Raw genomic sequence first — 24491 nt, 5'->3', positions numbered from 1 at the left:
GGAAACCGGACTCACTGGAGGCCGTGTGAGCAGGAAACCCGAACTGCGGGGGCGGGCCGCTCGTCTCGCACGCCTCTTCCCCGGACCGGGAAGCCGTGCACAGGCGGCCCGCACCCCCTTCGTCCTTCTCGTCGTGCTCCTCCTGGGCGGCGGGCTGATCGCGCTGCTGGTCCTGAACTCCGCGCTCAGCGAAGGCTCGTTCAAGCTCGACGACCTCCAGAAGGACACCAAGAGCCTCACCGACGAGGAACAGGGGCTCCAGCGGGACATCGACTCCTACTCCGCCCCGGAGGCCCTCCAGGAGCGGGCCCGCGAACTCGGCATGATCCCCGGCGGAGATCCCGCGTTCCTGAATCCCGACGGCACCGTAAGGGGCGTCCCCTCGGTCGCCGGCCAGCAGGCCGCGAGCCGGACCGTCGAACAGTCCGCGGTGCAGATGCCGCTCGTCCTGCTCCCGCCTCAGCCCGCCGCGGCCCCGCCGGCCGCCGGCGCGCCCCCCACTCCACAGGCCGATCCCGCCCAGACGACCACGACCCCCGGCAGGTGACGGAAGTGCCAGACACTTCTGGAGAAAGGCAACCGCCGCGCCGCCGCGTGCCCGGCCCCGCGCGGCCCGACCGCCCCGCCGCCGGCGCCCGGCGCCCGGGCCCCGGCGCCCGCCCCGCCCGCCGCCCGGCACCGGGCCGTCCCGCGGCCCCGGGCGCCCTGCGGCTGGGCAGCCCCCGCCCCCGGCTGCGCATGGTCAGCCTGGCGCTCACCCTGGTGCTGGCCGCCTTCGTCGTACGGCTGCTGCAGGTGCAGGCCGTCGACGCGAGCGCATACGCCGCCAAGGCCGACCAGAACCGCTACGTGGGCCATGTCCTGACCGCCGAGCGCGGCGGCATCCTCGACCGCAACGGTGTGGCCCTCGCGACCAGCGTGGACGCCTACGACCTCACGGCCGACCCCACGATGTTCACCCGCGAACAGCTGAAGGTCGGCAACGGCCCGGAGCAGGCGGCCGCGCTCCTCGCGCCGATCCTCGGCATGGAGCAGGACACGCTCGTCCACAAGCTCCGCCCCAAGAACAAGAAGCTGCGCTACGTCCTGCTCGCCCGCCGCCAGACCCCGCAGGTCTGGAAGCAGATCAAGGACCTGAAGACCGCCCTCACCGCGAAGGGGGAGAAGGACAAGTCCACGGTCAACGTCCTCGCCGGTGTCTTCGCCGACCCCAGCAGCAAGCGGATCTATCCCAACGGGGACCTCGCCGCCGGGATACTGGGCTGGGTCAACGACCAGGGCAAGGGCGGCGGAGGCATCGAGCAGGAGCTCAACAAGGAGCTGGCAGGCAAGGACGGCAAGATCCGCTATGCCCAGTCCGGCGGCCGCCTGGTGCCCACCGCGGGCTCCACCGAGACGCCCGCCGTGCCCGGCAGCGACGTCGAGCTCACCCTCGACCGCGACATCCAGTGGGCCGCGCAGAACGCGATCAGCCAGCAGGTGAGGAAGTCCGGCGCGGACCGCGGGTACGTGATAGTGCAGGACACCCGCACCGGCGAGATCCTGGCGATGGCCAACGCGCCCGGCTTCGACCCCAACGACCTCTCCAAGGCGAACCCGAACGCCCTGCACAACTGGGCCGTCGAGGACGCCTACGAGCCCGGCTCCACCGCCAAGATCATGTCGATGGCCGCCGTGCTCCAGGAGAACGTCGCCACCCCGCTGACGCATGTCGTCGTGCCGAACCGGCTGCACCGCGGTGACCGGCTCTTCAAGGACGACGTCGACCACGACACCTGGAACCTCACGCTCAACGGCGTGCTCGCCAAGTCCAGCAACATCGGCACCATCCTGGCCACCGGCCAGCTGGGCAGGACACAGGCGCAGTCCAACAAGGTCCTCTACTCGTACCTGCGCAAGTTCGGCATCGGCAGCTACACCGGACTGGGCCTGCCCGGCGAGACCAAGGGCATCCTCGCGCCGCCCGAGAAGTGGTCGACGTCGCAGCAGTACACGATTCCTTTCGGCCAGGGCGTGTCCGTCAGCGCGCTCCAGGCGGCGTCCGTCTACTCGACCATCGCCAACGGCGGCGTCCGCATCCAGCCCACGCTGGTGCGCGGCACCAAGGGACCCGACGGGCGCTTCACCCCGACCCCGAAGCCGGAGAAGACAAGGGTCGTCAGCGCGAAGACGGCGAAGACCCTCGCCCAGATGCTGGAGTCGGTCGTCGACGACCGGGAGGGTACCGGCAACAAGGCGCGCATCCCCGGCTACCGGGTCGCGGGCAAGACGGGTACGGCCAACCGCGTGGATCCGGCCACCGGCCAGTACCGCGGCTACACCTCGTCCTTCGCCGGATTCGCACCTGCGGACAACCCCCGCATCACCGTGTACTGCGCCATCCAGAACGCCACCAGCGGGAGTTACTTCGGCGGCCAGATCTGCGGACCCATCTACAAGGAGGTGATGGAGTTCGCACTGAAGACCCTTCAGGTCCCGCCCACGGGTGCGCGGGCCGCGAACCTGCCCGTCACCTTCTGATCAGCGCAACCAGCCAGGAACGCTCCGTGACCATGATCACTCCCGACTCGGGCAACCCGGGCGCCCCCGCCCCCTCACTTCGCTCGCAAGCGGGTGCGCCCGGTACGCTCACCGCCGTGCCACACGCTGATCAGTCCCAAACCACCCAGAAGGGCGCATCCGTGACATATCCGGGGCCGCCCAGGCCGGTGCAGGTCTCCGCCACACCCCTCGCGGAACTCGCCGATCAGCTGGGTGCCGCCGCGCCGGAGAGCGCCGCCGAGGTCACGGGCATCACCCATGACTCGCGCGCGGTCCGCCCCGGCGACCTGTACGCCGCCCTGCCGGGCGCCCGTCTGCACGGCGCCGACTTCGTCACCCAGGCCGCCGGCCTGGGCGCGGTCGCCGTGCTGACCGACCCGACCGGCGCCGAGCGCGCCGCCGCGACCGGTCTGCCGGTCCTGGTGGTGGAGGACCCACGCGGGCGGATGGGCGAGCTGGCGGCCACGATCTACGGCCACCCGGGCCGCGATCTGCTCCAGATCGGCATCACCGGCACCTCCGGCAAGACCACCACCGCCTACCTCGTCGAGGGCGGCCTGAAGACCAAGAGCAACACGGGTCTGATCGGCACGGTCGAGATGCGCATCGGCGACGAGCGCATCAAGTCCGAGCGCACCACCCCCGAAGCCACCGACCTCCAGGCCCTGTTCGCGGTCATGCGCGAGCGCGGCGTCGAGGCGGTCGCCATGGAGGTCTCCAGCCACGCCCTGGTCCTCGGCCGGGTCGACGGCTGCGTCTTCGACATCGGCGTCTTCACCAACCTCAGCCCGGAACACATGGAGTTCCACTCCGACATGGAGGACTACTTCCGGGCCAAGGCGCAGCTGTTCACCCCGGAACGCAGCAAACTGGGCGTCGTCAACCTCGACGACGAGTACGGCCGCAGGCTGGTCGACGAGGCCGGCGTCCCGGTCGTGACCTTCTCGGCCGAGGGCCACCCCGACGCCGACTGGCGCGCCGAGGACGTCCGAGTCGGCCCGCTGGACTCGACGTTCACCGTGATCGGCCCCGAGGGCCGGCGGATCGAGGCGAAGGCGCCGCTGCCGGGCGGCTTCAACGTGGCCAACACCCTCGCCGCCGTCGTCGCCCTCGCCGCCGCGGGCCTCGACCCGCAGACCGCCGCCGACGGCATCGCCGCCGTCCCTGGCGTGCCGGGCCGCCTGGAACGCGTGGACGCCGGGCAGCCGTATCTCGCGGTCGTCGACTACGCCCACAAGACCGACGCCGTCGAATCCGTCCTGCGCGCCCTGCGCAAGGTCACCGAGGGCAGACTGCACGTGGTGCTCGGCTGCGGTGGCGACCGGGACAGGACCAAGCGGGCGCCGATGGGCGCCGCCGCGGCCCGCCTCGCCGACACCGCCGTACTGACCTCCGACAACCCCCGCTCCGAGGACCCGCTCGCGATCCTTGCAACCATGCTCGAGGGCGCGGCGTCCGTACCAGCACACGAACGCGGCGAGGTCCAGGTCTTCGAGGACCGGGCCGCCGCGATCGCCGCAGCCGTCGCCCGAGCACGGCCCGGGGACACCGTGCTCGTCGCGGGCAAGGGCCACGAGCAGGGCCAGGACATCGCCGGGGTGGTCCGTCCCTTCGACGACCGCCAGGTGCTTCGAGAAGCCATCCAGAAGACCCAGGGATGAACTTGTGATCGCCCTCTCTCTCGCCGAGATCGCAGAAGTCGTCGGCGGGCAGACGCACGACATACCGGATCCGTCCGTCCAGGTCACGGCTCCGGTCGTCCGGGACTCCCGCGAGGTGCAGCCCGGCAGCCTCTTCGTCGCCTTCGTCGGCGAACGGGTCGACGGCCATGACTTCGCAGCTCAGGTCGTCGAAGCGGGCGCGGTCGCCGTACTGGCGTCGCGCCCCGTCGGCGTGCCCGCGATCGTCGTCGAGGACGTCCAGAGCGCCCTCGGAGCCCTCGCCCGCCATGTCGTACGACGCCTCGGCGCGACCCTCGTGGCCCTCACCGGCTCCGCGGGCAAGACCAGCACCAAGGACCTGATCGCCCAGGTCCTGCAGCGCAAGGCACCGACGGTGTTCACGCCCGGCTCGCTCAACAACGAGATCGGGCTGCCCCTCACCGCCCTGTCCGCCACCGAGGAGACCAGGTTCCTCGTCCTGGAGATGGGCGCCCGCGGCATCGGCCACATCCGCTACCTCACCGACCTGACGCCCCCGAAGATCGGCCTCGTCCTCAACGTCGGCACCGCCCACATCGGCGAGTTCGGCGGCCGCGAGCAGATCGCGCAGGCCAAGGGCGAACTGGTGGAGTCCCTTCCGGAGGACGGTGCCGCGATCCTCAACGCGGACGACCCCCTCGTACGGGCCATGGCATCCCGTACGAAGGCGAAGGTCCTCCTCTTCGGAGAGGCCGACGAAGCGGACGTACGCGCCGAGAACGTGCGACTCACGGACAGCGGACAGCCCGCCTTCACCCTCCACACACCCTCCGGTGCAAGCGATGTGACCATGCGCCTGTACGGTGAGCACCACGTGTCGAACGCGCTCGCCGCGGCCGCCGTCGCCCATGAGCTGGGCATGTCCGCAGCTGAGATCGCCACCGCGCTCTCCGAGGCGGGCTCCCTCTCCCGCTGGCGCATGGAGGTCACCGAGCGACCGGACGGCGTGACCATCGTCAACGACGCCTACAACGCGAATCCCGAGTCCATGCGAGCCGCCCTGCGCGCGCTCGCGGCCATGGGCCACGGGCGGCGGACCTGGGCGGTGCTCGGCAAGATGGCCGAGCTCGGGGACGAGGCGCTCGCCGAGCACGACGCGGTCGGACGGCTCGCCGTCCGGCTCAATGTCGGCAAGCTCGTCGCGGTCGGGGGCAGGGAAGCGTCCTGGCTGCAACTGGGCGCATATAACGAGGGTTCGTGGGGTGAGGAGTCGGTGCACGTGTCCGACGCACAGGCGGCGGTCGACCTGTTGCGCAGCGAGTTGCGCCCGGGAGACGTCGTACTCGTGAAGGCGTCCCGTTCGGTCGGCCTCGAGAGCGTCGCCCAGGCGCTGCTCGAGACCGGTGCCGAGGGTGAGGTTGCCGCCCGATGATGAAGCAGATCCTGTTCTCGGGAGTCATCGGCCTCTTTCTGACGCTGGTCGGCACCCCGCTGCTGATCAAGCTCCTGGCCCGCAAGGGCTACGGCCAGTACATCCGGGACGACGGCCCGCGCGAGCACGCCAGCAAGCGCGGTACGCCGACCATGGGCGGCATCGCCTTCATCCTCGCGACGGTGGCCGCGTACTTCCTCTCCAAGGTCATCACCGGCTACGCCCCGAGCTACTCGGGTCTGCTGGTGCTCGGCCTGATGTGCGGCATGGGCCTGGTCGGCTTCCTCGACGACTACATCAAGATCGTCAAGAGGCGCTCGCTGGGCCTCAGGGCCAAGGCGAAGATGGCCGGCCAGCTGATCGTCGGCATCAGCTTCGCGGTGCTCGCCCTCCAGTTCCAGGACGCCCGCGGCAACACCCCCGCCTCCACGAAGCTGTCGTTCATCACGGACTTCGGCTGGTCGATCGGGCCGGTGCTGTTCGTGGTCTGGGCGCTGTTCATGATCCTCGCGATGTCGAACGGCGTGAACCTGACGGACGGTCTGGACGGTCTGGCGACCGGCGCCTCCGTCCTCGTCTTCGGCGCCTACACCTTCATCGGCGTCTGGCAGTTCCAGGAGTCCTGCGCCAACGACCAGACCCTCACCAACCCTGCCGCCTGCTACGAGGTGCGCGACCCGCTCGACCTCGCGGTCATCGCCTCCGCGCTGATGGGCGCCTGCCTGGGCTTCCTGTGGTGGAACACCTCGCCGGCCAAGATCTTCATGGGCGACACCGGTTCGCTCGCGCTCGGCGGCGTTCTCACGGGCCTGGCCATCCTCTCCCGCACTGAGCTGCTGGTGGCCATCATGGGTGGCCTGTTCGTCCTCATCACCATGTCGGTGGTCATCCAGGTCGGCTCCTTCCGCCTCACCGGCAGGCGCGTCTTCCGGATGGCGCCACTCCAGCACCACTTCGAACTCAAGGGCTGGTCCGAAGTCCTTGTGGTGGTCCGCTTCTGGATCATCCAGGGCATCTGTGTGATCGTCGGACTGGGCCTCTTCTACGCGGGATGGGCAGCGGACAAGTGACCGACTGGCAGGGCAAGCACGTCACCGTCGCCGGGCTCGGCGTCTCCGGTATCCCGGCGGCCAAGGTGCTGCACGCGCGCGGGGCGGTCGTCACGGTCGTCAACGACGGCGACGACGCACGCGCGCGTGAGCAGGCCGCCGAGCTGGAGGCCCTCGGGATCACCGTGCGGCTGGGTGACGGGGCGACCCTGCCGGAGGGCACCGAGCTGATCGTCACCGCACCGGGCTGGAAGCCGGACAAGCCGCTGTTCGTCGCGGCCCGCGAGGCCGGTGTCGACATCTGGGGCGACGTCGAACTCGCCTGGCGGCTGCGGGGCCCCGACGCGGCCCCCTGGCTGGCCGTCACCGGCACCAACGGCAAGACCACCACCGTCCAGATGCTGGCGTCGATCCTGAAGGCCGCGGGTCTGCGCACGGCAGCCGTCGGCAACATCGGCGTCTCGCTGCTGGACGTCGTGCTCGGCGAGGAGGACTACGACGTCCTGGCCGTGGAGTTGTCGAGTTACCAGCTCCACTGGGCGCCCTCCCTGCGGGCACACTCGGCGGCGGTGCTCAACCTCGCCCCCGACCACCTCGACTGGCACGGCTCCATGGAGGCGTACGCGCGCGACAAGGGCCGTATCTACGAGGGCAATCGCGTCGCCTGCGTCTACAACGTCGCCGACAAGGCCACCGAGGACCTGGTGCGCGAGGCCGACGTCGAGGAGGGCTGCCGGGCCATCGGCTTCACCCTCGGCACCCCCGGCCCCTCCCAACTCGGCGTCGTGGACGGCATCCTGGTCGACCGCGCCTTCGTGGAGAACCGGCAGAAGAACGCCCAGGAGCTCGCCGAGGTCTCCGACGTCAACCCGCCGGCCCCGCACAACATCGCCAACGCCCTTGCGGCGGCTGCCCTCGCGCGCGCCTTCGGGGTGCCCGCCGCGGCCGTACGCGACGGCCTCAGGAACTTCACTCCGGACGCGCACCGCATCGCGCATGTGGCCGACGTGGACGGTGTCGCGTACGTCGACGACTCCAAGGCCACCAACACGCATGCGGCCGAGGCCTCGTTGGCGGCGTACGAGTCCATCGTGTGGATCGCGGGCGGGCTCGCCAAGGGCGCGACCTTCGACGAACTGGTCGCCAAGTCGGCAAAGCGACTTCGCGGAGTGGTCCTCATCGGCAAGGACCGCGCCCTCATCCGTGAAGCCCTGGCGCGACACGCGCCCGAAGTACCCGTCGTCGACCTCGACCGGACCGACACTGGGGCGATGCTCGCGGCTGTCCAGGAGGCCCAGCGGCTCGCGGCCGCAGGCGACACGGTGCTGCTGGCCCCGGCCTGCGCCTCGATGGACATGTTCGCCAACTACAACAAGCGCGGTGACGCGTTCGCAGAAGCGGTCCGCGAACTCGGCGCCTGACCCGGCCGCCTGCAGCCGGGCGACCTTGGGAGGGACGCGTGGGATCGTCGAGGGCCAGGTCCTTTCGTTTGGACCAGGGCGGCCGCAGGGAACTGCGCCGTGCAGCCGCCCCCAGCCGGGTCATGGGGAGCGTGCGGCTCCCGGGCGGCGGAGCCGTGTCGATAAGCCGCGGCCGCGGCGGGCGGCGCGGATCGCCGCAGGCCGAGCTCGGCACCGGGCCGATCCACCGCACAGGCCCTACGGACAGCGGAGGCCCCGATGCCCGGTAGCCGGACCGGACGTCCGCCCGTGCAGGGGGCCGTCAGACGGCCCGCCGCGTCCGGGCCGGTCCGCGAGAACCCGCTGCGCCGCTTCTACCTCAACGCCAGGCGCGCCTGGGACCGGCCGCTGACCGCCTACTACCTGATCATGGGCGGAAGCGTCCTGATCACCGTGCTCGGTCTGGTGATGGTCTACTCGGCCTCCCAGATCACGGCGCTGCAGATGTCCCTGCCGGGCTCGTACTTCTTCCGCAAGCAGCTCCTCGCCGCCGTCATCGGCGGTGTCCTGCTGCTGATCGCGTCGCTGATGCCGGTGAAGCTGCACCGGGCGCTGGCCTATCCGATCCTCGCGGGTGCGGTGTTCCTGATGGCGCTGGTGCAGGTGCCGGGGATAGGGATGTCGGTCAACGGCAACCAGAACTGGATCTCGCTCGGCGGCTCCTTCCAGATCCAGCCCAGCGAGTTCGGCAAGCTGGCGCTGGTGCTGTGGGGCGCGGACCTGCTGGCCCGCAAGCAGGACAAGAAGCTCCTCAACCAGTGGAAGCACATGCTGGTGCCGCTCGTTCCGGTCGCCTTCATGCTGCTCGGGCTGATCATGCTCGGCGGCGACATGGGCACGGCGATCATCCTGACGGCGATCCTCTTCGGCCTGCTGTGGCTGGCCGGGGCGCCCACCCGGCTGTTCGTCGGTGTGCTGTCGGTTGCGGCCGCGATCGGTGTGATCCTCATCAAGACCAGCCCCAACCGCATGGCCCGGCTCGCCTGCATCGGTGCCACCGAGCCGAAGTCCGGGGTCGCCGACTGCTGGCAGGCCGTGCACGGCATCTATGCCCTCGCATCAGGCGGAATCTTCGGATCCGGGCTCGGTGCGAGTGTGGAAAAATGGGGGCAACTCCCAGAAGCCCACACGGACTTCATCTTCGCCGTCACCGGTGAGGAACTGGGCCTGGCGGGGACGCTGTCGGTGCTCGCCCTCTTCGCGGCTCTAGGCTATGCGGGTATCCGCGTGGCTGGACGTACGGAGGACCCCTTCGTCAGGTATGCCGCGGGAGGCGTGACCACCTGGATCACGGCCCAGGCCGTGATCAACATCGGTGCGGTGCTCGGCCTGCTGCCGATCGCCGGAGTCCCCCTCCCGCTGTTCTCCTACGGGGGATCCGCCCTGCTGCCGACCATGTTCGCCATCGGGCTGATGATCGCGTTCGCGCGTGACGAGCCCGCTGCGCGGGCGGCGCTTTCCATGCGGCAACCCCGCTTTGGTAGAAAGCGGGCGGGAGGCGCCGTGCGGGATCGGGGGCCTCGGAGATGGAACACGATGCGACGGCGTGCCTCGGCGGCGCGCTCGTCCGGAGAGCGGTGAATTTCGGTGCATGTCGTACTCGCCGGTGGGGGGACCGCCGGCCACATCGAGCCCGCGCTCGCCCTCGCGGACGCCCTGCGCAGGCAGGACCCGACCGTGGGGATCACGGCCCTGGGCACGGAGCGGGGCCTCGAGACCACGCTCGTCCCGCAGCGGGGCTACGAGCTCGCGCTGATCCCGGCGGTACCGCTGCCACGCAAGCCGACCCCCGAGCTGATCACCGTCCCGGGCCGGCTGCGCGGCACGATCAAGGCGACCGAGCAGATCCTGGAGCGCACCAAGGCGGACGCCGTCGTCGGCTTCGGCGGCTATGTCGCGCTGCCCGGCTACCTCGCCGCCAAGCGCCTCGGCGTGCCGATCGTGATCCACGAGGCCAATGCCCGCCCCGGCCTCGCCAACAAGATCGGCTCGCGTTACGCCGCCAGGGTCGCCGTCTCCACCCCGGACAGCAAGCTGCGCGACGCCCGCTACATCGGCATCCCGCTGCGCCGCACCATCGCGACCCTCGACCGGGCCGCCGCCCGCCCCGAGGCCCGCGCGGCCTTCGGCCTCGACCCCAACCTGCCCACGCTGCTGGTCTCCGGCGGCTCGCAGGGCGCCCGCCGCCTCAACGAGGTCGTCCAGCAGGTCGCGCCCTGGCTGCAGCAGGCCGGTATCCAGATCCTGCACGCGGTCGGCCCGAAGAACGAACTGCCGCAGGTGCAGCAGATGCCGGGAATGCCCCCCTATATCCCGGTAAGTTACCTGGACCGGATGGACCTCGCGTACGCCGCGGCCGACATGATGCTCTGCCGTGCGGGCGCGATGACCGTCGCCGAACTCTCCGCCGTCGGACTCCCGGCCGCCTATGTCCCGCTGCCCATCGGCAACGGCGAACAGCGGCTGAACGCCCAGCCGGTGGTCAAGGCCGGCGGCGGGCTGCTGGTCGACGACGCGGAACTGACGCCCGACTGGGTACGGGGCAACGTCCTGCCCGTGCTCGCCGACCCGCACCGGCTGTACGAGATGTCCCGCGCCGCCGCCGAGTTCGGCCGCCGGGACGCCGACGACCTGCTCGTCGGCATGGTGTACGAGGCGATCGCCGCCAACCGTGCACACCACTAGGACCGTGTGAACGAAGGGCAGGAAGCGTGGCCGGACCGACCACCGCCGAGCGCGGTGAACGCCAGCAGGAGTCGTCCGGCCCGCCTCCGGCGCGGAGGTTGAGGCTGCGCCGCCTTCGTACGATCATCATCCTTGCCGTGCTGCTCGTCCTTCTCGGTGCGGGCACGGTCTGGCTGTTGTACGGCTCGCAATGGGTGCGCGTGGAGCGCGTATCGATCTCCGGAACCCGGGTGTTGACACCCGCCCAGGTGCGCGAGGCCGCCCAGGTTCCGGTCGGGTCGCCGATGATTTCCGTCGACACCGATGCGATTGAGGCGCGACTGCGCCGGAAACTGCCCCGAATTGACACGGTTGACGTGGTCCGTTCCTGGCCCCACGGAATCGGGCTGAAAGTGAGCGAGCGTACTCCGGTTCTCATTGTGCAAAAGGGTGGAAAGTTCGTCGAAGTGGACCGCAAGGGTGTCCGTTTCGCCACGGTTTCCGAAGCCCCGAAAGGCATTCCCGCACTGGAATTGAGCACCTCCTCCTCGGAGTCCTCCGCCGCGAGCCTGCGGCGCTTCGGCGAGGACCGGTTGGTGGCGGAGGCGGCGGTCATCGCCCGTGCCATTCCGGCCGCCGTCGCGCGCGTCACCGAGGCCGTCAAGGTGCGTTCGTACGACGACATCTCACTGGAGTTGAGCGACGGCCGGAACGTCCTGTGGGGGAGCAGCGAGAAGGGGGCCGCGAAGGCCCGTACGCTCACCGCACTCATGAAAGCGGCGCCGGACGCGCGGCACTTCGACGTCTCGGTTCCCACCGCCCCTGCGTCATCGGGGAGTTGACGCACATCCGCGCAGGCCAGCACCCTGGTTGGGCAGCGCTACGGCTGATCACATAGGGTGAAAAGAAAAACGGGAGGTTCGGCGTGTTCGTTGAACGTGCGCCACTTGTCGACTTAGTGTCCTGTTCGGAAGACTCCAGCGAACAGTCACACTGGTAACCCTAAACTTCAACGTTAGGGTTCGGGTCGGCGTAACGGACCGTCCCATTCGGCATCAGTCGCCGGATCGCATCCACTGCGAAGCGGCGACACGTAACTCGAGGCGAGAGGCCTTCGACGTGGCAGCACCGCAGAACTACCTCGCAGTCATCAAAGTCATCGGTGTCGGCGGCGGTGGTGTCAATGCCATCAACCGGATGATCGAGGTCGGTCTCAAGGGCGTCGAGTTCATCGCCATCAACACCGACGCGCAGGCGCTGTTGATGAGCGACGCCGACGTCAAGCTCGACGTCGGCCGCGAACTCACCCGCGGACTCGGCGCCGGAGCCAACCCGGCCGTCGGCCGCAAGGCCGCCGAGGATCACCGCGAGGAGATCGAGGAGGTCCTCAAGGGGGCCGACATGGTCTTCGTGACGGCCGGTGAAGGCGGCGGCACCGGCACCGGCGGCGCGCCCGTCGTGGCCAACATCGCGCGCTCCCTCGGCGCCCTCACCATCGGCGTGGTCACGCGCCCGTTCACCTTCGAGGGACGGCGCCGCGCCAACCAGGCCGAGGACGGCATCGCCGAGCTCCGCGAAGAGGTCGACACCCTCATCGTCATCCCGAACGACCGGCTGCTGTCCATCTCGGACCGCCAGGTCTCGGTGCTCGACGCCTTCAAGTCGGCCGACCAGGTCCTGCTCTCCGGTGTGCAGGGCATCACCGACCTGATCACCACCCCGGGTCTGATCAACCTCGACTTCGCCGACGTCAAGTCCGTGATGTCCGAGGCCGGTTCGGCGCTCATGGGCATCGGCTCGGCCCGCGGCGACGACCGCGCGGTGGCCGCGGCCGAGATGGCGATCTCCTCGCCGCTCCTGGAGGCCTCCATCGACGGCGCCCGGGGCGTGCTGCTCTCCATCTCCGGCGGCTCCGACCTCGGCCTGTTCGAGATCAACGAGGCGGCCCAGCTGGTCAGCGAGGCCGCCCACCCCGAGGCCAACATCATCTTCGGCGCGGTCATCGACGACGCCCTCGGCGACGAGGTGCGGGTCACCGTGATCGCGGCCGGCTTCGACGGGGGCCAGCCTCCCGCCCGCCGGGAGACCGTCATGGGCTCGTCCTCGTCCTCGGCCCGTCGCGACGAGCCCACTCCGGTACGGCAGACCGAGAGCCGTCCGTCCTTCGGCTCGCTCGGCAGCGTCACGCCGAAGGAGGACCCGGAGCCCGCACCGGAGCCGGCGAGCGACATCCCGGCCGCCCCGCCGGTCCCGCCGTCGCGGACCTACGCGGACAGCGCGGCCGAGGAACTGGACGTGCCGGACTTCCTGAAGTGATAGGACAGCGCTCCGAAACGAGCACAGTGAACGGCGCGCACTTCGCCTTCACCGACCGGTGGGGCGGGGTGAGCGCCGTTCCGTACGAGGAGCTCAACCTCGGCGGAGCCGTCGGCGACGACCCCGGTGCCGTACGGACCAACCGCGAACTGGCGGCCAAGTCCCTCGGTCTGGAACCGGCCCGGGTGGTCTGGATGAACCAGGTGCACGGCGCGGAGGTGGCAGTGGTCGACACTCCGTGGGGTGATCGTCCGGTGCCCGAGGTCGACGCCGTCGTCACGAAGCAGCGTGGTCTGGCCCTCGCCGTCCTCACCGCCGACTGCACGCCCGTTCTGCTCGCCGACCCGGTCGCCGGTATCGTCGCCGCGGCGCACGCGGGGCGGCCCGGGATGGTCGCGGGGGTCGTCCCGGCCGCCGTGCGGGCCATGACGGAACTCGGCGCCGAGCCGGGCCGGATCGTCGCCCGCACCGGACCCGCCGTCTGCGGCCGCTGCTACGAGGTGCCGGACGCGATGCGCGCCGAGGTGGCCGCCGTCGAACCGGCGGCGTACTCCGAGACGAGTTGGGGCACCCCGGCGGTGGATGTGACCGCCGGCGTGCACGCGCAGCTCGAGCGGCTCGGGGTGCACGACCGGGAGCAGTCGCCGGTGTGCACGATCGAGTCGGGCGACCACTTCTCGTACCGCCGCGATCGAACCACGGGGCGACTCGCGGGATATGTCTGGCTGGACTGAGGGGCATGAGGGACCGTAAGGACGAACTCGCCGAAAACCTGGCGAAGGTGGAGCGTCGCATCGCCGCCGCCTGCGCCGCCGCCGGGCGCAAGCGCGAGGAGGTGACCCTGATCGTGGTCACCAAGACGTATCCGGCGAGCGATGTGCGGATTCTGTCGGAGCTCGGTGTGCGGCACGTGGCCGAGAACCGCGACCAGGATGCGGCACCCAAGGCCGCGGCCTGCTCGGATCTGCCCTTGACTTGGCATTTTGTGGGTCAATTGCAGACCAACAAGGTGCGATCCGTAGTCGGTTATGCCGGATTGGTGCAGTCCGTCGACCGCGCCCGGCTCGTCACCGCGCTCTCGAAGGAGGCGGTGCGTCAGGAGCGCGAACTCGGCTGTCTGATCCAGGTCGCGCTCGACGCGGAGGAGCCGGCGGCGGAAAGGGGCGGACGCGGGGAGCGCGGGGGTGTCGGGCCCGGCGGAATCGAAGAGTTGGGCGAGCTGATCGCCGGGGCGCCGGGTCTGCGGCTGGACGGTCTGATGACCGTCGCGCCGCTCACCGGCCCCTACGCGGGACGCGAACTCGCGGCGTTCGAGCGGTTGATGGATTTGTCGACGGACCTGCGCCGAGCCCATCCGGCTGCGAACATGGTCTCGGCAGGAATGAGTGCGGACCTCGAACAGGCCGTGGCCGCCGGAGCGACACATGTACGCGTCGGCACTGCGGTACTCGGAGTCCGCCCCAGGCTCGGGTAACGTCGCCAAGAAGTCGGACCACAGCAGAAAATATGGTCAGTGCCACCGAAGGCGGGCGCAACGACCTCGTGGATCGCGGGCATTTGGCAGTCGTCAGCCGATCCACCACAGAGCGGAGGACTCAGAGCATGGCCGGCGCGATGCGCAAGATGGCGGTCTACCTCGGCCTCGTGGAGGACGATGGGTACGACGGCCGGGGATTCGACCCCGATGACGACTTCGAGCCCGAACTGGACCCGGAACCCGAACGGGACCACCGGAGGCACGAGCCGTCCCACCAGTCCCACGTAGCACATCAGTCCCAAAGGGATGAAGAGGTGCGAATCGTACAACCGCCCGCCGCGCGCGAGCCGGTCGCACGTTCCGCTTCGCTCCCTGCGGAATCCGGCCGTCCGGCGCGCATCGCGCCCGTGGCGTCCATCACACAAGAACGCGCAAGTCTGGAGAAGAACGCACCGGTGATCATGCCCAAGGTCGTGTCGGAACGAGAGCCTTACCGGATCACCACTCTTCACCCGCGGACCTACAACGAGGCCCGTACTATCGGGGAACACTTCCGTGAGGGCACCCCGGTGATCATGAATCTGACTGAGATGGATGACACAGACGCGAAGCGACTTGTCGACTTTGCGGCCGGTTTGGTGTTTGGTCTTCACGGCAGCATCGAGCGGGTGACCCAGAAGGTGTTCCTGTTGTCTCCTGCTAACGTCGATGTCACGGCGGAGGACAAGGCCCGCATCGCAGAGGGCGGGTTCTTCAACCAGAGCTGAGACGCACGACCGGAAACAGCAGTACAAAGTAGTACCCAGCAGCACGGAAACAGGGGAGAGGGAAGCACCAGCAATGAGCGTGGTCCTGGATGTCATCTACATCGCGCTGATGTGCTTCCTCATCGTGCTCATCTTCCGGTTGGTCATGGACTACGTCTTCCAGTTCGCCCGCTCATGGCAACCCGGCAAGGCGATGGTGGTCGTTCTGGAGGCCACCTACACTGTCACCGATCCACCGCTCAAGCTTCTGCGGCGGTTCATTCCGCCGCTGCGTCTCGGGGGCGTGGCGCTCGACCTGTCCTTCTTCGTACTGATGATCATCGTCTACATCCTGATCTCGATCGTGAGCCGGCTGTGATGAGCGATGTGACCTACCGTCTTGCCGATGCCGACGACTACGTTGAGGTGAAGAGATGCCGTTGACCCCCGAGGACGTGCGGAACAAGCAGTTCACGACCGTCCGCCTCCGAGAAGGCTATGACGAGGACGAGGTCGATGCCTTCCTCGATGAGGTCGAAGCCGAACTGACCCGCCTGCTCCGCGAGAACGAGGACCTGCGGGCCAAACTGGCCGCGGCCACGCGTGCTGCTGCTCAGAACCAGCAGAACATGCGCAAGCCCCCGGAGGGTCCCGGCGGTCCCGGTCCGCAGGATCAGCAGCAGGGCATGCCTCCGCAGGGGATGCGCGGTCCGGGTGCTCCCGTACCCGCCGGCATATCGGGCCCGCCGCAGCAGCAGATGGGTGGCCCCATGGGTGGTCCGCCCCAGCTGCCGAGCGGTGCCCCGCAGCTGCCCGCCGGTCCCGGCGGTCAGGGTGGTCCCCAGGGTCCCGGCCCGATGGGTCAGGGTCCGATGGGCCAGGGCCCCATGGGTCAGGGTCCGATGGGCGGCCAGCCTCCCATGCAGCAGCAGATGGGTGGTCCGATGGGCGGCCCCATGGGCGGTCCGATGGGCGGCCCCGGTCAGGGCCCTGGTGGCGACAGCGCCGCCCGTGTCCTCTCGCTGGCCCAGCAGACCGCCGACCAGGCGATCGCCGAGGCCCGCTCCGAAGCCAACAAGATCGTCGGCGAGGCCCGCAGCCGCGCCGAGGGCCTCGAGCGTGACGCCCGTGCCAAGGCCGACGCCCTGGAGCGGGACGCGCAGGAGAAGCACCGCGTCGCGATGGGCTCCCTGGAGTCCGCCCGCGCCACGCTGGAGCGCAAGGTCGAGGACCTGCGCGGCTTCGAGCGCGAGTACCGTACGCGCCTGAAGTCGTACCTCGAGTCCCAGCTGCGTCAGCTGGAGACCCAGTCCGACGACTCGCTGGCTCCGCCGCGTACCCCGGCGACCGCGTCGCTTCCGCCGTCCCCGGCGCCCTCCATGGCACCGGCCGGCGCGAGCGCCCCGTCGTACGGCGGCAACCCGACCATGGGTGGCGCCCCGGCTCCCGCTGCTCCGTCCTACGGCGGCCAGCAGCAGATGTCCCCGGCGATGACCCAGCCGATGGCACCGGTGCGGCCGCAGGGCCCCTCGCCGATGGGTCAGGCTCCCTCGCCGATGCGCGGGTTCCTGATCGACGAGGACGACAACTGACGGCCGCCACGGCCATGAGTACGCCGTAGGCGTCGGCAGCGTTCAAAGGGCGGGGCCCCGGATCTCGATCCGGGGCCCCGCCCTTTTATGCGCGTTGATCAATGTTCGAGCTCCGCTGCCGGACATGCCGAAGGGCCCGGCTTCCCCGAGTGGGAAAGCCGGGCCCTGGTCCGTTCGCCTACGCCTTGTGCAGACGGAACGTGAGGGACAGGCCCTCGTCGGTGAACGGCTCGCCGTAGGAGTCGTCCGCCTCACCCTGCTCGAAGTCGGTCGACAGCACCTCGTCGGCGATCAGAGCACTGTGCTCGGTGAGGGCCGCGACGACCGCCGGGTCCGTGGACGTCCAGCGCAGGGCGATACGGTCGGCCACGTCGAGGCCGCTGTTCTTGCGGGCCTCCTGGATCAGCCGGATCGCGTCACGGGCCAGACCCGCCTGACGCAGCTCCTCGGTGATCTCCAGGTCGAGGGCGACCGTGGCACCCGAGTCGGAGGCCACCGACCAGCCCTCGCGCGGGGTCTCCGTGATGATCACCTCGTCCGGGGCGAGGGTGATCGTCTCACCGTCGAGCTGGACCGACGCCGTGCCCTCGCGCAGGGCCAGGGACAGCGCGGCCGCGTCCGCGTTCGCGACGGCCTTGGCCACCTCCTGGACGCGCTTGCCGAAGCGCTTGCCCAGGGCGCGGAAATTGGCCTTCGCGGTCGTGTCGACCAGGCTGCCGCCGACCTCGCTGAGCGAGGCCAGGGATGTGACGTTCAGCTCCTCAGTGATCTGCGTGTGCAGCTCCCGGTCGAGGGCGTCGAAGCCCGCCGCGGCGATGAGCGCACGGGACAGCGGCTGGCGGGTCTTGACGCCCGACTCCGCGCGCGTGGCCCGGCCCAGCTCGACGAGCCGGCGCACCAGCACCATCTGCCTCGACAGCTCCGGGTCGATCGCGGACAGGTCCGTCTCCGGCCAGGAGGCCAGGTGCACCGACTCCGGGGCGCCAGGGGTGACCGGCACGACCAGGTCCTGCCAGACCCGCTCGGTGATGAACGGGGTCAGCGGGGCCATCAGCTGGGTGACCGTCTGGACGACCTCGTGCAGGGTGCGCAGCGCCGCCTTGTCGCCCTGCCAGAAGCGGCGGCGCGAGCGGCGGACGTACCAGTTCGAGAGATCGTCGACGAACGCCGACAGGAGCTTGCCGGCGCGCTGGGTGTCGTACGCCTCCAGGGCCTGGGTCACCTGGTCGGTGAGTGCGTGGAGTTCGGACAGCAGCCAGCGGTCGAGGACCGGGCGGTCGGCCGGCGCCGGATCCGCCTCACTGGGCGCCCAGTTGGAGGTACGGGCGTACAGGGCCTGGAAGGCAACCGTGTTCCAGTACGTCAGCAGCGTCTTGCGGACGACCTCCTGGATGGTGCCGTGGCCCACGCGGCGTGCCGCCCACGGCGAACCGCCGGCCGCCATGAACCAGCGCACCGCGTCCGCGCCGTGCCGGTCCATCAGCGGGATCGGCTCCAGGGTGTTGCCGAGGTGCTTGGACATCTTGCGGCCGTCCTCGGCGAGGATGTGGCCGAGGCAGACCACGTTCTCGTAACTGGACTTGTCGAAGACCAGCGTGCCGACGGCCATCAGCGTGTAGAACCAGCCGCGGGTCTGGTCGATGGCCTCGGAGATGAACTGCGCCGGGTAGCGGGACTCGAACAGCTCCTTGTTCTTGTGCGGGTAGCCCCACTGCGCGAACGGCATCGAACCCGAGTCGTACCAGGCGTCGATGACCTCCGGTACGCGGGTGGCCGTCTTGGCGCACTTGGGGCAGTCGAAGGTGACGTCGTCGATGTACGGGCGGTGCGGGTCCAGTTCGGACTGGTCGGTGCCCGTCAGCTCGGTGAGCTCCGCGCGGGAGCCGACGACGGTGAGGTGGTCGTCCTCGCAGCGCCAGATCGGCAGCGGGGTGCCCCAGTAGCGGTTGCGGGAGAGCGCCCAGTCGATGTTGTTGTTCAGCCAGTCGCCGTACCGGCCGTGCTTGACCGTGTCGGGGAACCAGTTGGTGTTCTCGTTCTCCTGCAGCAGGCGGTCCTTGACGGCCGTGGTGCGGATGTACCAGGACGGCTGCGCGTAGTAGAGGAGCGCGGTGTGGCAGCGCCAGCAGTGCGGGTAGCTGTGCTCGTACGGGATGTGCTTGAAGAGGAGGCCGCGCTGCTGGAGGTCCTCGGTGAGCCGTTCGTCCGCTTTCTTGAAGAAGACGCCGCCGACGAGGGGGACGTCCTCCTCGAAGGTGCCGTCCGGGCGGACCGGGTTCACCACGGGCAGGTCGTAGGCGCGGCAGACCTTGAGGTCGTCCTCACCGAAGGCGGGGGACTGGTGGACCAGGCCCGTACCGTCCTCGGTCGTGACGTACTCGGCGTTCACCACGTAGTGGGCGGGTGCCGGGAACTCCACGAGCTCGAACGGTCGTTGATAGGTCCAGCGCTCCATCTCGGCGCCGGTGAAGGTCCGGCCGGTGGTCTCCCAGCCCTCGCCGAGCGCCTTGCCGACGAGTGGTTCGGCGACGACGAGCTTCTCCTCGCCGTTGCTCGCGACGACGTAGGTGACCTCGGGGTGGGCGGCGACGGCCGTGTTGGAGACCAGCGTCCAGGGAGTCGTCGTCCACACCAGGAGCGCGGCTTCGCCGGCGAGCGGACCGGAGGTGAGGGGGAAACGGACGTACACGGACGGGTCGACGACCGTCTCGTAGCCCTGTGCCAGCTCGTGGTCCGACAGGCCCGTGCCGCAGCGCGGACACCAGGGGGCGACGCGGTGGTCCTGGACCAGCAGGCCCTTGTTGAAGATCTCCTTGAGCGACCACCAGACCGACTCGATGTACTCCGGGTCCATCGTGCGGTAGGGGTCGTTGAGGTCGGTCCAGTAACCCATGCGGGTCGTCAGGGCCTCGAAGGCGTCGGTGTGGCGGGTCACCGACTCGCGGCACTTGGCGTTGAACTCGGCGATGCCGTACGCCTCGATGTCCTTCTTGCCGGAGAAGCCGAGCTCCTTCTCGACCGCCAGCTCCACCGGGAGGCCGTGGCAGTCCCAGCCGGCCTTGCGGGCCACGTGGTAGCCGCGCATGGTGCGGAAGCGGGGGAAGACGTCCTTGAAGACGCGCGCCTCGATGTGGTGGGCGCCCGGCATGCCGTTGGCGGTGGGCGGGCCCTCGTAGAAGACCCACTCGGGGCGGCCCTCGGACTGCTCCAGGGTCTTGGCGAAGATCTTCTGCTCGCGCCAGAAGTCGAGCACGGCGTGCTCGAGCGCGGGCAGGTCGACCTGGGCGGGCACCTGGCGGTACGTCGGCGATGTCATCAGCGAGCTTCCTCCGGCGGACTTGCTGCCTTCCGTCCGGAGGGACGAGAGTCACGGCCTTCTGTCTGCCGTCCACGCCGACCTCGGCGTGCTCCCGCGGTACCACCCTCCTTGGCTCCCCGGTGCGGGTTGCGCACCTGTGAGCCCCCTCATTGGGGTCGCGATGCCGGTTCTACCGGCCCCAGCCCTTCGGCTGCGGCTTTCTTCCGGCGGCTCCGGGGTGATCTTCACGTCGCGCTCGCCCCCGGGCTCACACCGTCCCCGGGTCGCTCTGGGCTGCGTACGCCGCTACTCGTCCCCATCCACGCTTTTCGCTCCGCCCAGTGTACGGCGCCGCGCGGACAGCGGCCGCCCGGTTTTCGCGACCCGGGGGCGGGGAGCGTCGTACGGATGGAGCTGACCCGAATGGAGCGGTACGCGTGTTCGGATTCTGGGACGGGCGGCCCGGCGGATTACCCCGCGGGGAGCTGGGCACAACGCATGCAGGCTTGCGGAGTGGCGTGCGTGAGCCGGGCGAATCGGGGGTGTGCCCCGTTGCCGCGGGACTGAAGTCGATTTATCGTCCCAGCACGATTCGCGTGCAAGATCACAATATGTGAAGGGGCCGCGGCCATGGTGGCGAAGAAGACCGCCGTACAGCAGTCGGCGTCCGACGGGTCCCCCCAGGCCTCCGGCGGTGCGGCCAAGGATGTGAGCGGCAAGAAGAGCGCGCGGGGAGGGGCCACGGCGCGTGCCGGGAAGACGGCCGGGGCGGCCACGGGGAGTGCGGCGGCCGTGGCGGAGAAGGCCGCGAAGCCGGTGAAGACGGTGCGGGGGGTTGCGGCCAAGCCGCCCCCTGGGAAGAAGTCCGCCAAGGCGGTGACCGCCTCCGGAACGTCTCGTTCGAAGAAGCCCGTCGAGGAGGAAGCCCCCGAGAGGCCTGCGGGCACCGCAAGGTCGGCCACCGGAAAGAAGACGGCCGGCGGCAGGGGCGCGACAGCCGGAACGGGCGCTGCCGAGAGGCGTGCGGCGGAGAAGGGTGCGGCGGGGGAGGGCACCGCGGAGAAGAGCACGGCAGGTAAGGGCACGGCGAAGAAGGCGGCTGAGAGGGCTTCGGCGAAGAAGACCGTTGCGAAAACGACCGCGGCGAAGAAAGCGGCGGCCAAGAAGGCCGGCGTTTCCAAGGGTGCTGCCGAGGAGGGCGTTACTGAGGGTGCTGCCGAGGAGCGCGGTGCGGCGCCGGCGGAGAAGGCGGGCGGGGGTAAGGCCGTAGCCGAGGAGACTGCTGCTCGGGAAGGTGTTGAACGGGGTACTGGGCAGTCGGCAGCGAAGAAGGCGGGGGGCAAGGGCGCGGCGGTGAAGGAGTCGGCTGTGAAGAGAGCGGCAGGCAGGAAAGACGCAGCCGGGAGAGCCGTCGGCCAGGACGCGACCGCCGAACCCGGCAGGGACGGCCGGGAAGGCGCCGGCAAGAAAACCGCGGCTAGGAAGAGCGCGAGCAAGAAGGCCGCGGCCGGGACGAGCGCGGCCACGAAACGTGGGAGCGCGGTCGGGGGTGCCGCCGCCCAGCAGGCGGGTAGGGACACCGCTGGCGCGAAGCGCGAGGGCAGGAAGAGCACGGCCAAGAAGGCGGGCGCGGCGAAGGCCGCGGAGCAGACGGGAGCCACGACGGTGGTTGCGAAGAAGACTCCTGGCACGGCCGCGGCGGCCAAGGCCGCCGTACCGAAGGCACGGCTCGCCGCGGCGGAGCCGGGCGAGCTTGCGGTGCGCCCCGGTGAGGACCCCTGGACCCCGGAGGAGGTCGAGGAGGCGCGCGCCGAGCTGCTGTCCGAGATGGAGCGGCTGCGTGAAGAGATCAGCTCGTCCGAGAGCGCCGTCGCCGGTCTGATGCGGGACTCGGGGGACGGCGCGGGCGACGACCAGGCGGACACCGGCACCAAGAACATCACGCGCGAGCACGAGCTGGCCCTCGCGGCCAACGCGCGCGAGATGCTCACGCAGACCGAGCGCGCCCTGGTGCGGCTGGACGCCGGCACCTACGGCCTGTGCGAGAACTGCGGCAATCCCATCGGCAAGGCCCGGATGCAGGCGTTCCCGCGGGCCACCCTGTGCGTGGAGTGCAAGCAGAAGCAGGAACGCCGGTACTGAGGCGGTACACGCGCGTGTCGTACCCTCGTCCTCAGTCAGGTACCTAGGTTGAAGGACTCACGTGGCAGAGGCGGAGCGCATCATCGGTACGCCGGACACCCCAGAGGCGGCGGGGACCGAGCCGGAGCAGGGCGAGGCCGCACGCCCCAGGGGCAAGCGCATCGCCGTGCTGTTCGCGGTCGCCGCCTTCGCGTACGCCCTCGACCTGGTCAGCAAGATGATCGTGGTCGCCAAGCTGGAGCACCACGCGCCGATCCGGATCATCGGGGACTGGCTGCAGTTCGAGGCGATCCGCAACGCGGGCGCGGCCTTCGGCTTCGGTGAGGCCTTCACCGTGATCTTCACGGTGATCGCGGCGGCCGTGATCGTGGTGATCGCCCGGCTCGCCCGCAAGCTCTACAGCCTGCCCTGGGCGGTCGCGCTCGGCCTGCTGCTCGGTGGTGCGCTCGGCAACCTCACCGACCGGATCTTCCGCTCGCCGGGCGTCTTCGAGGGCCGCGTCGTCGACTTCATCTCGCCCAAGGGCTTCGCCGTGTTCAACCTGGCGGACTCGGCGATCGTGTGCGGCGGCATCCTGATCGTGCTGCTGTCGTTCAAGGGGCTCGACCCGGACGGGACCGTCCACAAGGACTGAGCCCGGGCTTTCCACAGGCTCGTTCGGGGCTGTCGGTGGTGTCCGGCATACTCGACGGGTGAGCACGATTCCCGAGATCCGTACCCTGCCCGTGCCGGACGGCCTGGAGGGCGAGCGCGTCGACGCCGCCATCTCCCGGATGTTCGGCTTCTCCCGGACCAAGGCGGCGGAGCTCGCCGCCGCGGGGAAGGTCACGGTCGACGGGTCGGTGGTCGGCAAGTCCGAGCGGGTGAGCGGGGGCGCCTGGCTCGAGGTCGAGATGCCGCAGGCGCCCGCGCCCGTGCAGATCGTCGCGGAGCCGGTCGAGGGCATGGAGATCGTCCATGACGACGACGACGTGGTCGTGATCGTCAAGCCGGTCGGTGTCGCCGCCCACCCGAGCCCCGGCTGGAGCGGGCCGACCGTCATCGGCGGCCTCGCCGCGGCCGGCTACCGCATCTCCACCTCCGGCGCCGCCGAGCGCCAGGGCATCGTGCACCGACTGGACGTCGGCACCTCGGGTCTGATGGCGGTCGCCAAGTCGGAGCGCGCGTACACCTCGCTCAAGCGCCAGTTCAAGGAGCGCACGGTCGACAAGCGCTACCACACGCTCGTCCAGGGCCACCCCGACCCGACCAGCGGCACCATCGACGCACCCATCGGCCGCCACCCCAACCACGACTACAAGTGGGCGGTCACGGCCGACGGAAAGCCCTCGGTCACGCACTACGACCTCATCGAGGCCTTCCGCGCGGCCTCGCTGCTCGACGTCAAGCTCGAGACCGGCCGCACCCACCAGATCCGCGTCCACATGGCCGCCCACCGCCACCCCTGCGTAGGCGACCTGACGTACGGCGCCGACCCGACGCTCGCCAAGCGGCTGCACCTGACCCGCCAGTGGCTGCACGCCGTGCGCCTCGGCTTCGAGCACCCCGCGGACGGCCAGTGGGTGGAGTTCGCCAGCGACTACCCGGCCGATCTGCAGAAGGCCCTCGACCAGGTCCGCGAGGAGACGTACGGATGAGCACGCACGCGTACGTGGTGCGCGTCGCCGAGGACCCCGCCGACCGGGAGGCGTGCTTCGCGGTGCGCAAGGAGGTCTTCGTCCGCGAGCAGGGGGTCCCGGAGGATCTCGAGTACGACGCGTACGACGCCGTGGCCGTGCATGTGCTTGCCGTGCGGGAGGACGGGACGCCGCTCGGCACCGGGCGTCTGCTGTACGGGGAGGCGGCCGCGGCCAAGGTCGGCGGTGACCTCACGGTGGGGTCGCTCGGGCGGCTCGCCGTGGCCAAGGAGGCCCGCGGGCTCGGCGTCGGCATCGCTCTCGTACGGGCCATCGAGGACGCGGCACGCGCGCGTGGGCTCGCGGCGGTGGATCTGCACGCGCAGACCCATGCCCTCGGGTTCTACGAGCGGCTCGGGTACGAGGCGTACGGGCCGGAGTACCCGGAGGCGGGCATCCCGCACCGGGCGATGCGGCGCGCGCTGTAGCGGAGCCCGAAAACGCTCGCGGGGACGACG

The 24491-nt window shown here is 70.1% G+C and carries 20 protein-coding genes; 19 read left to right on the top strand and 1 reads right to left on the bottom strand.

Annotated elements, in window-relative coordinates:
• The first annotated feature begins 25 nt into the window (after positions 1 to 25).
• From ftsL to ABT254_RS16655, 15 genes are all read left to right on the top strand, one after another.
• Entirely contained in the window at positions 26 to 547 is a 522-nt protein-coding gene (ftsL, locus tag ABT254_RS16725; protein ID WP_351469824.1) for a cell division protein FtsL, read from the top strand.
• Positions 544 to 2520, top strand: coding sequence for a penicillin-binding transpeptidase domain-containing protein (locus ABT254_RS16720; protein WP_450750545.1), 1977 nt, complete (start codon positions 544 to 546; stop codon positions 2518 to 2520). The genes ftsL and ABT254_RS16720 overlap by 4 nt, the downstream gene beginning before the upstream one ends.
• Positions 2521 to 2546: 26 nt before the next feature.
• Entirely contained in the window at positions 2547 to 4202 is a 1656-nt protein-coding gene (locus ABT254_RS16715; protein WP_351469818.1) for a UDP-N-acetylmuramoyl-L-alanyl-D-glutamate--2,6-diaminopimelate ligase, read from the top strand.
• 4 nt (positions 4203 to 4206) lie between these two features.
• Positions 4207 to 5613, top strand: a complete 1407-nt coding sequence (locus ABT254_RS16710) for a UDP-N-acetylmuramoyl-tripeptide--D-alanyl-D-alanine ligase (RefSeq protein ID WP_351469815.1) — start codon at positions 4207 to 4209, stop codon at positions 5611 to 5613.
• Entirely contained in the window at positions 5610 to 6683 is a 1074-nt protein-coding gene (gene mraY, locus ABT254_RS16705) for a phospho-N-acetylmuramoyl-pentapeptide-transferase (protein WP_351469812.1), read from the top strand. Before ABT254_RS16710 ends, mraY begins: the two co-directional genes overlap by 4 nt.
• On the top strand, positions 6665 to 8083 hold the full coding sequence (gene murD, locus ABT254_RS16700; protein ID WP_351469809.1) for a UDP-N-acetylmuramoyl-L-alanine--D-glutamate ligase: 1419 nt from the start codon (positions 6665 to 6667) through the stop codon (positions 8081 to 8083). The genes mraY and murD overlap by 19 nt, the downstream gene beginning before the upstream one ends.
• Positions 8084 to 8341: 258 nt before the next feature.
• Positions 8342 to 9703 (top strand): putative lipid II flippase FtsW, encoded by a 1362-nt coding sequence (gene ftsW, locus ABT254_RS16695; protein WP_351469806.1) that lies wholly within the window; start codon positions 8342 to 8344, stop codon positions 9701 to 9703.
• A gap of 6 nt (positions 9704 to 9709) precedes the next feature.
• Entirely contained in the window at positions 9710 to 10807 is a 1098-nt protein-coding gene (gene murG / locus ABT254_RS16690) for an undecaprenyldiphospho-muramoylpentapeptide beta-N-acetylglucosaminyltransferase (RefSeq protein ID WP_351469803.1), read from the top strand.
• 26 nt (positions 10808 to 10833) lie between these two features.
• Positions 10834 to 11628, top strand: coding sequence for a cell division protein FtsQ/DivIB (locus ABT254_RS16685; RefSeq protein ID WP_351469800.1), 795 nt, complete (start codon positions 10834 to 10836; stop codon positions 11626 to 11628).
• A gap of 277 nt (positions 11629 to 11905) precedes the next feature.
• On the top strand, positions 11906 to 13102 hold the full coding sequence (ftsZ, locus tag ABT254_RS16680; RefSeq protein WP_351469797.1) for a cell division protein FtsZ: 1197 nt from the start codon (positions 11906 to 11908) through the stop codon (positions 13100 to 13102).
• Entirely contained in the window at positions 13099 to 13836 is a 738-nt protein-coding gene (pgeF, locus tag ABT254_RS16675) for a peptidoglycan editing factor PgeF (protein ID WP_351469794.1), read from the top strand. The genes ftsZ and pgeF overlap by 4 nt, the downstream gene beginning before the upstream one ends.
• 5 nt (positions 13837 to 13841) lie before the next feature.
• The gene (locus ABT254_RS16670) at positions 13842 to 14576 is read left to right on the top strand and encodes a YggS family pyridoxal phosphate-dependent enzyme (protein ID WP_351469791.1); all 735 of its coding nucleotides are present in this window, start codon (positions 13842 to 13844) and stop codon (positions 14574 to 14576) included.
• Positions 14577 to 14704: 128 nt separating this feature from the next.
• Positions 14705 to 15346, top strand: a complete 642-nt coding sequence (locus ABT254_RS16665; RefSeq protein ID WP_115908675.1) for a cell division protein SepF — start codon at positions 14705 to 14707, stop codon at positions 15344 to 15346.
• 73 nt (positions 15347 to 15419) lie between these two features.
• Positions 15420 to 15704: a YggT family protein gene (locus tag ABT254_RS16660; protein WP_016435858.1), complete on the top strand. Its 285-nt coding sequence runs from the start codon at positions 15420 to 15422 to the stop codon at positions 15702 to 15704.
• A gap of 55 nt (positions 15705 to 15759) precedes the next feature.
• Positions 15760 to 16917 (top strand): DivIVA domain-containing protein, encoded by a 1158-nt coding sequence (locus ABT254_RS16655; RefSeq protein ID WP_351469786.1) that lies wholly within the window; start codon positions 15760 to 15762, stop codon positions 16915 to 16917.
• 178 nt (positions 16918 to 17095) lie between these two features.
• On the opposite strand, the gene ileS is transcribed toward ABT254_RS16655, so the two are convergent.
• Complete coding sequence (gene ileS / locus ABT254_RS16650; protein WP_351469783.1) at positions 17096 to 20233, bottom strand: isoleucine--tRNA ligase; 3138 nt, start codon at positions 20231 to 20233, stop codon at positions 17096 to 17098.
• Between the two features lie 612 nt (positions 20234 to 20845).
• Between ileS and ABT254_RS16645 the strand changes: the two genes are divergently transcribed.
• The 4 genes from ABT254_RS16645 to ABT254_RS16630 all read left to right on the top strand — a co-directional run bounded on the left by ABT254_RS16645 (position 20846) and on the right by ABT254_RS16630 (position 24461).
• Positions 20846 to 22357, top strand: coding sequence for a TraR/DksA family transcriptional regulator (locus tag ABT254_RS16645; protein ID WP_351469780.1), 1512 nt, complete (start codon positions 20846 to 20848; stop codon positions 22355 to 22357).
• A gap of 61 nt (positions 22358 to 22418) precedes the next feature.
• Positions 22419 to 22991, top strand: coding sequence for a signal peptidase II (gene lspA, locus ABT254_RS16640; RefSeq protein ID WP_351469777.1), 573 nt, complete (start codon positions 22419 to 22421; stop codon positions 22989 to 22991).
• A 58-nt stretch (positions 22992 to 23049) separates the two neighbouring features.
• Positions 23050 to 23994: an RluA family pseudouridine synthase gene (locus tag ABT254_RS16635; protein ID WP_351469774.1), complete on the top strand. Its 945-nt coding sequence runs from the start codon at positions 23050 to 23052 to the stop codon at positions 23992 to 23994.
• Positions 23991 to 24461: a GNAT family N-acetyltransferase gene (locus tag ABT254_RS16630; RefSeq protein WP_351469771.1), complete on the top strand. Its 471-nt coding sequence runs from the start codon at positions 23991 to 23993 to the stop codon at positions 24459 to 24461. Before ABT254_RS16635 ends, ABT254_RS16630 begins: the two co-directional genes overlap by 4 nt.
• The last annotated feature ends 30 nt before the right edge of the window (positions 24462 to 24491 follow it).

The sequence above is a fragment of the Streptomyces sp. NPDC001137 genome (assembly GCF_040298885.1).
Taxonomy (GTDB): Bacteria; Actinomycetota; Actinomycetes; order Streptomycetales; family Streptomycetaceae; genus Streptomyces.
The sequence above is the reverse complement of the archived record's forward strand: the minus strand, read 5'-3'. Positions and strand labels throughout refer to the sequence as shown.

Coding starts and splice junctions, on each gene's coding strand:
- mraY (WP_351469812.1), top strand. CDS start 5,610: ATGATGAAGCAGATCCTGTTCTCGGGAGTCATCGGCCTCTTTCTGACG.
- murD (WP_351469809.1), top strand. CDS start 6,665: ATGGGCAGCGGACAAGTGACCGACTGGCAGGGCAAGCACGTCACCGTC.
- ftsW (WP_351469806.1), top strand. CDS start 8,342: ATGCCCGGTAGCCGGACCGGACGTCCGCCCGTGCAGGGGGCCGTCAGA.
- ABT254_RS16670 (WP_351469791.1), top strand. CDS start 13,842: ATGAGGGACCGTAAGGACGAACTCGCCGAAAACCTGGCGAAGGTGGAG.
- ABT254_RS16665 (WP_115908675.1), top strand. CDS start 14,705: ATGGCCGGCGCGATGCGCAAGATGGCGGTCTACCTCGGCCTCGTGGAG.
- ABT254_RS16660 (WP_016435858.1), top strand. CDS start 15,420: ATGAGCGTGGTCCTGGATGTCATCTACATCGCGCTGATGTGCTTCCTC.
- ABT254_RS16655 (WP_351469786.1), top strand. CDS start 15,760: ATGCCGTTGACCCCCGAGGACGTGCGGAACAAGCAGTTCACGACCGTC.
- ileS (WP_351469783.1), bottom strand. CDS start 20,233: ATGACATCGCCGACGTACCGCCAGGTGCCCGCCCAGGTCGACCTGCCC.
- ABT254_RS16645 (WP_351469780.1), top strand. CDS start 20,846: ATGGTGGCGAAGAAGACCGCCGTACAGCAGTCGGCGTCCGACGGGTCC.
- ABT254_RS16630 (WP_351469771.1), top strand. CDS start 23,991: ATGAGCACGCACGCGTACGTGGTGCGCGTCGCCGAGGACCCCGCCGAC.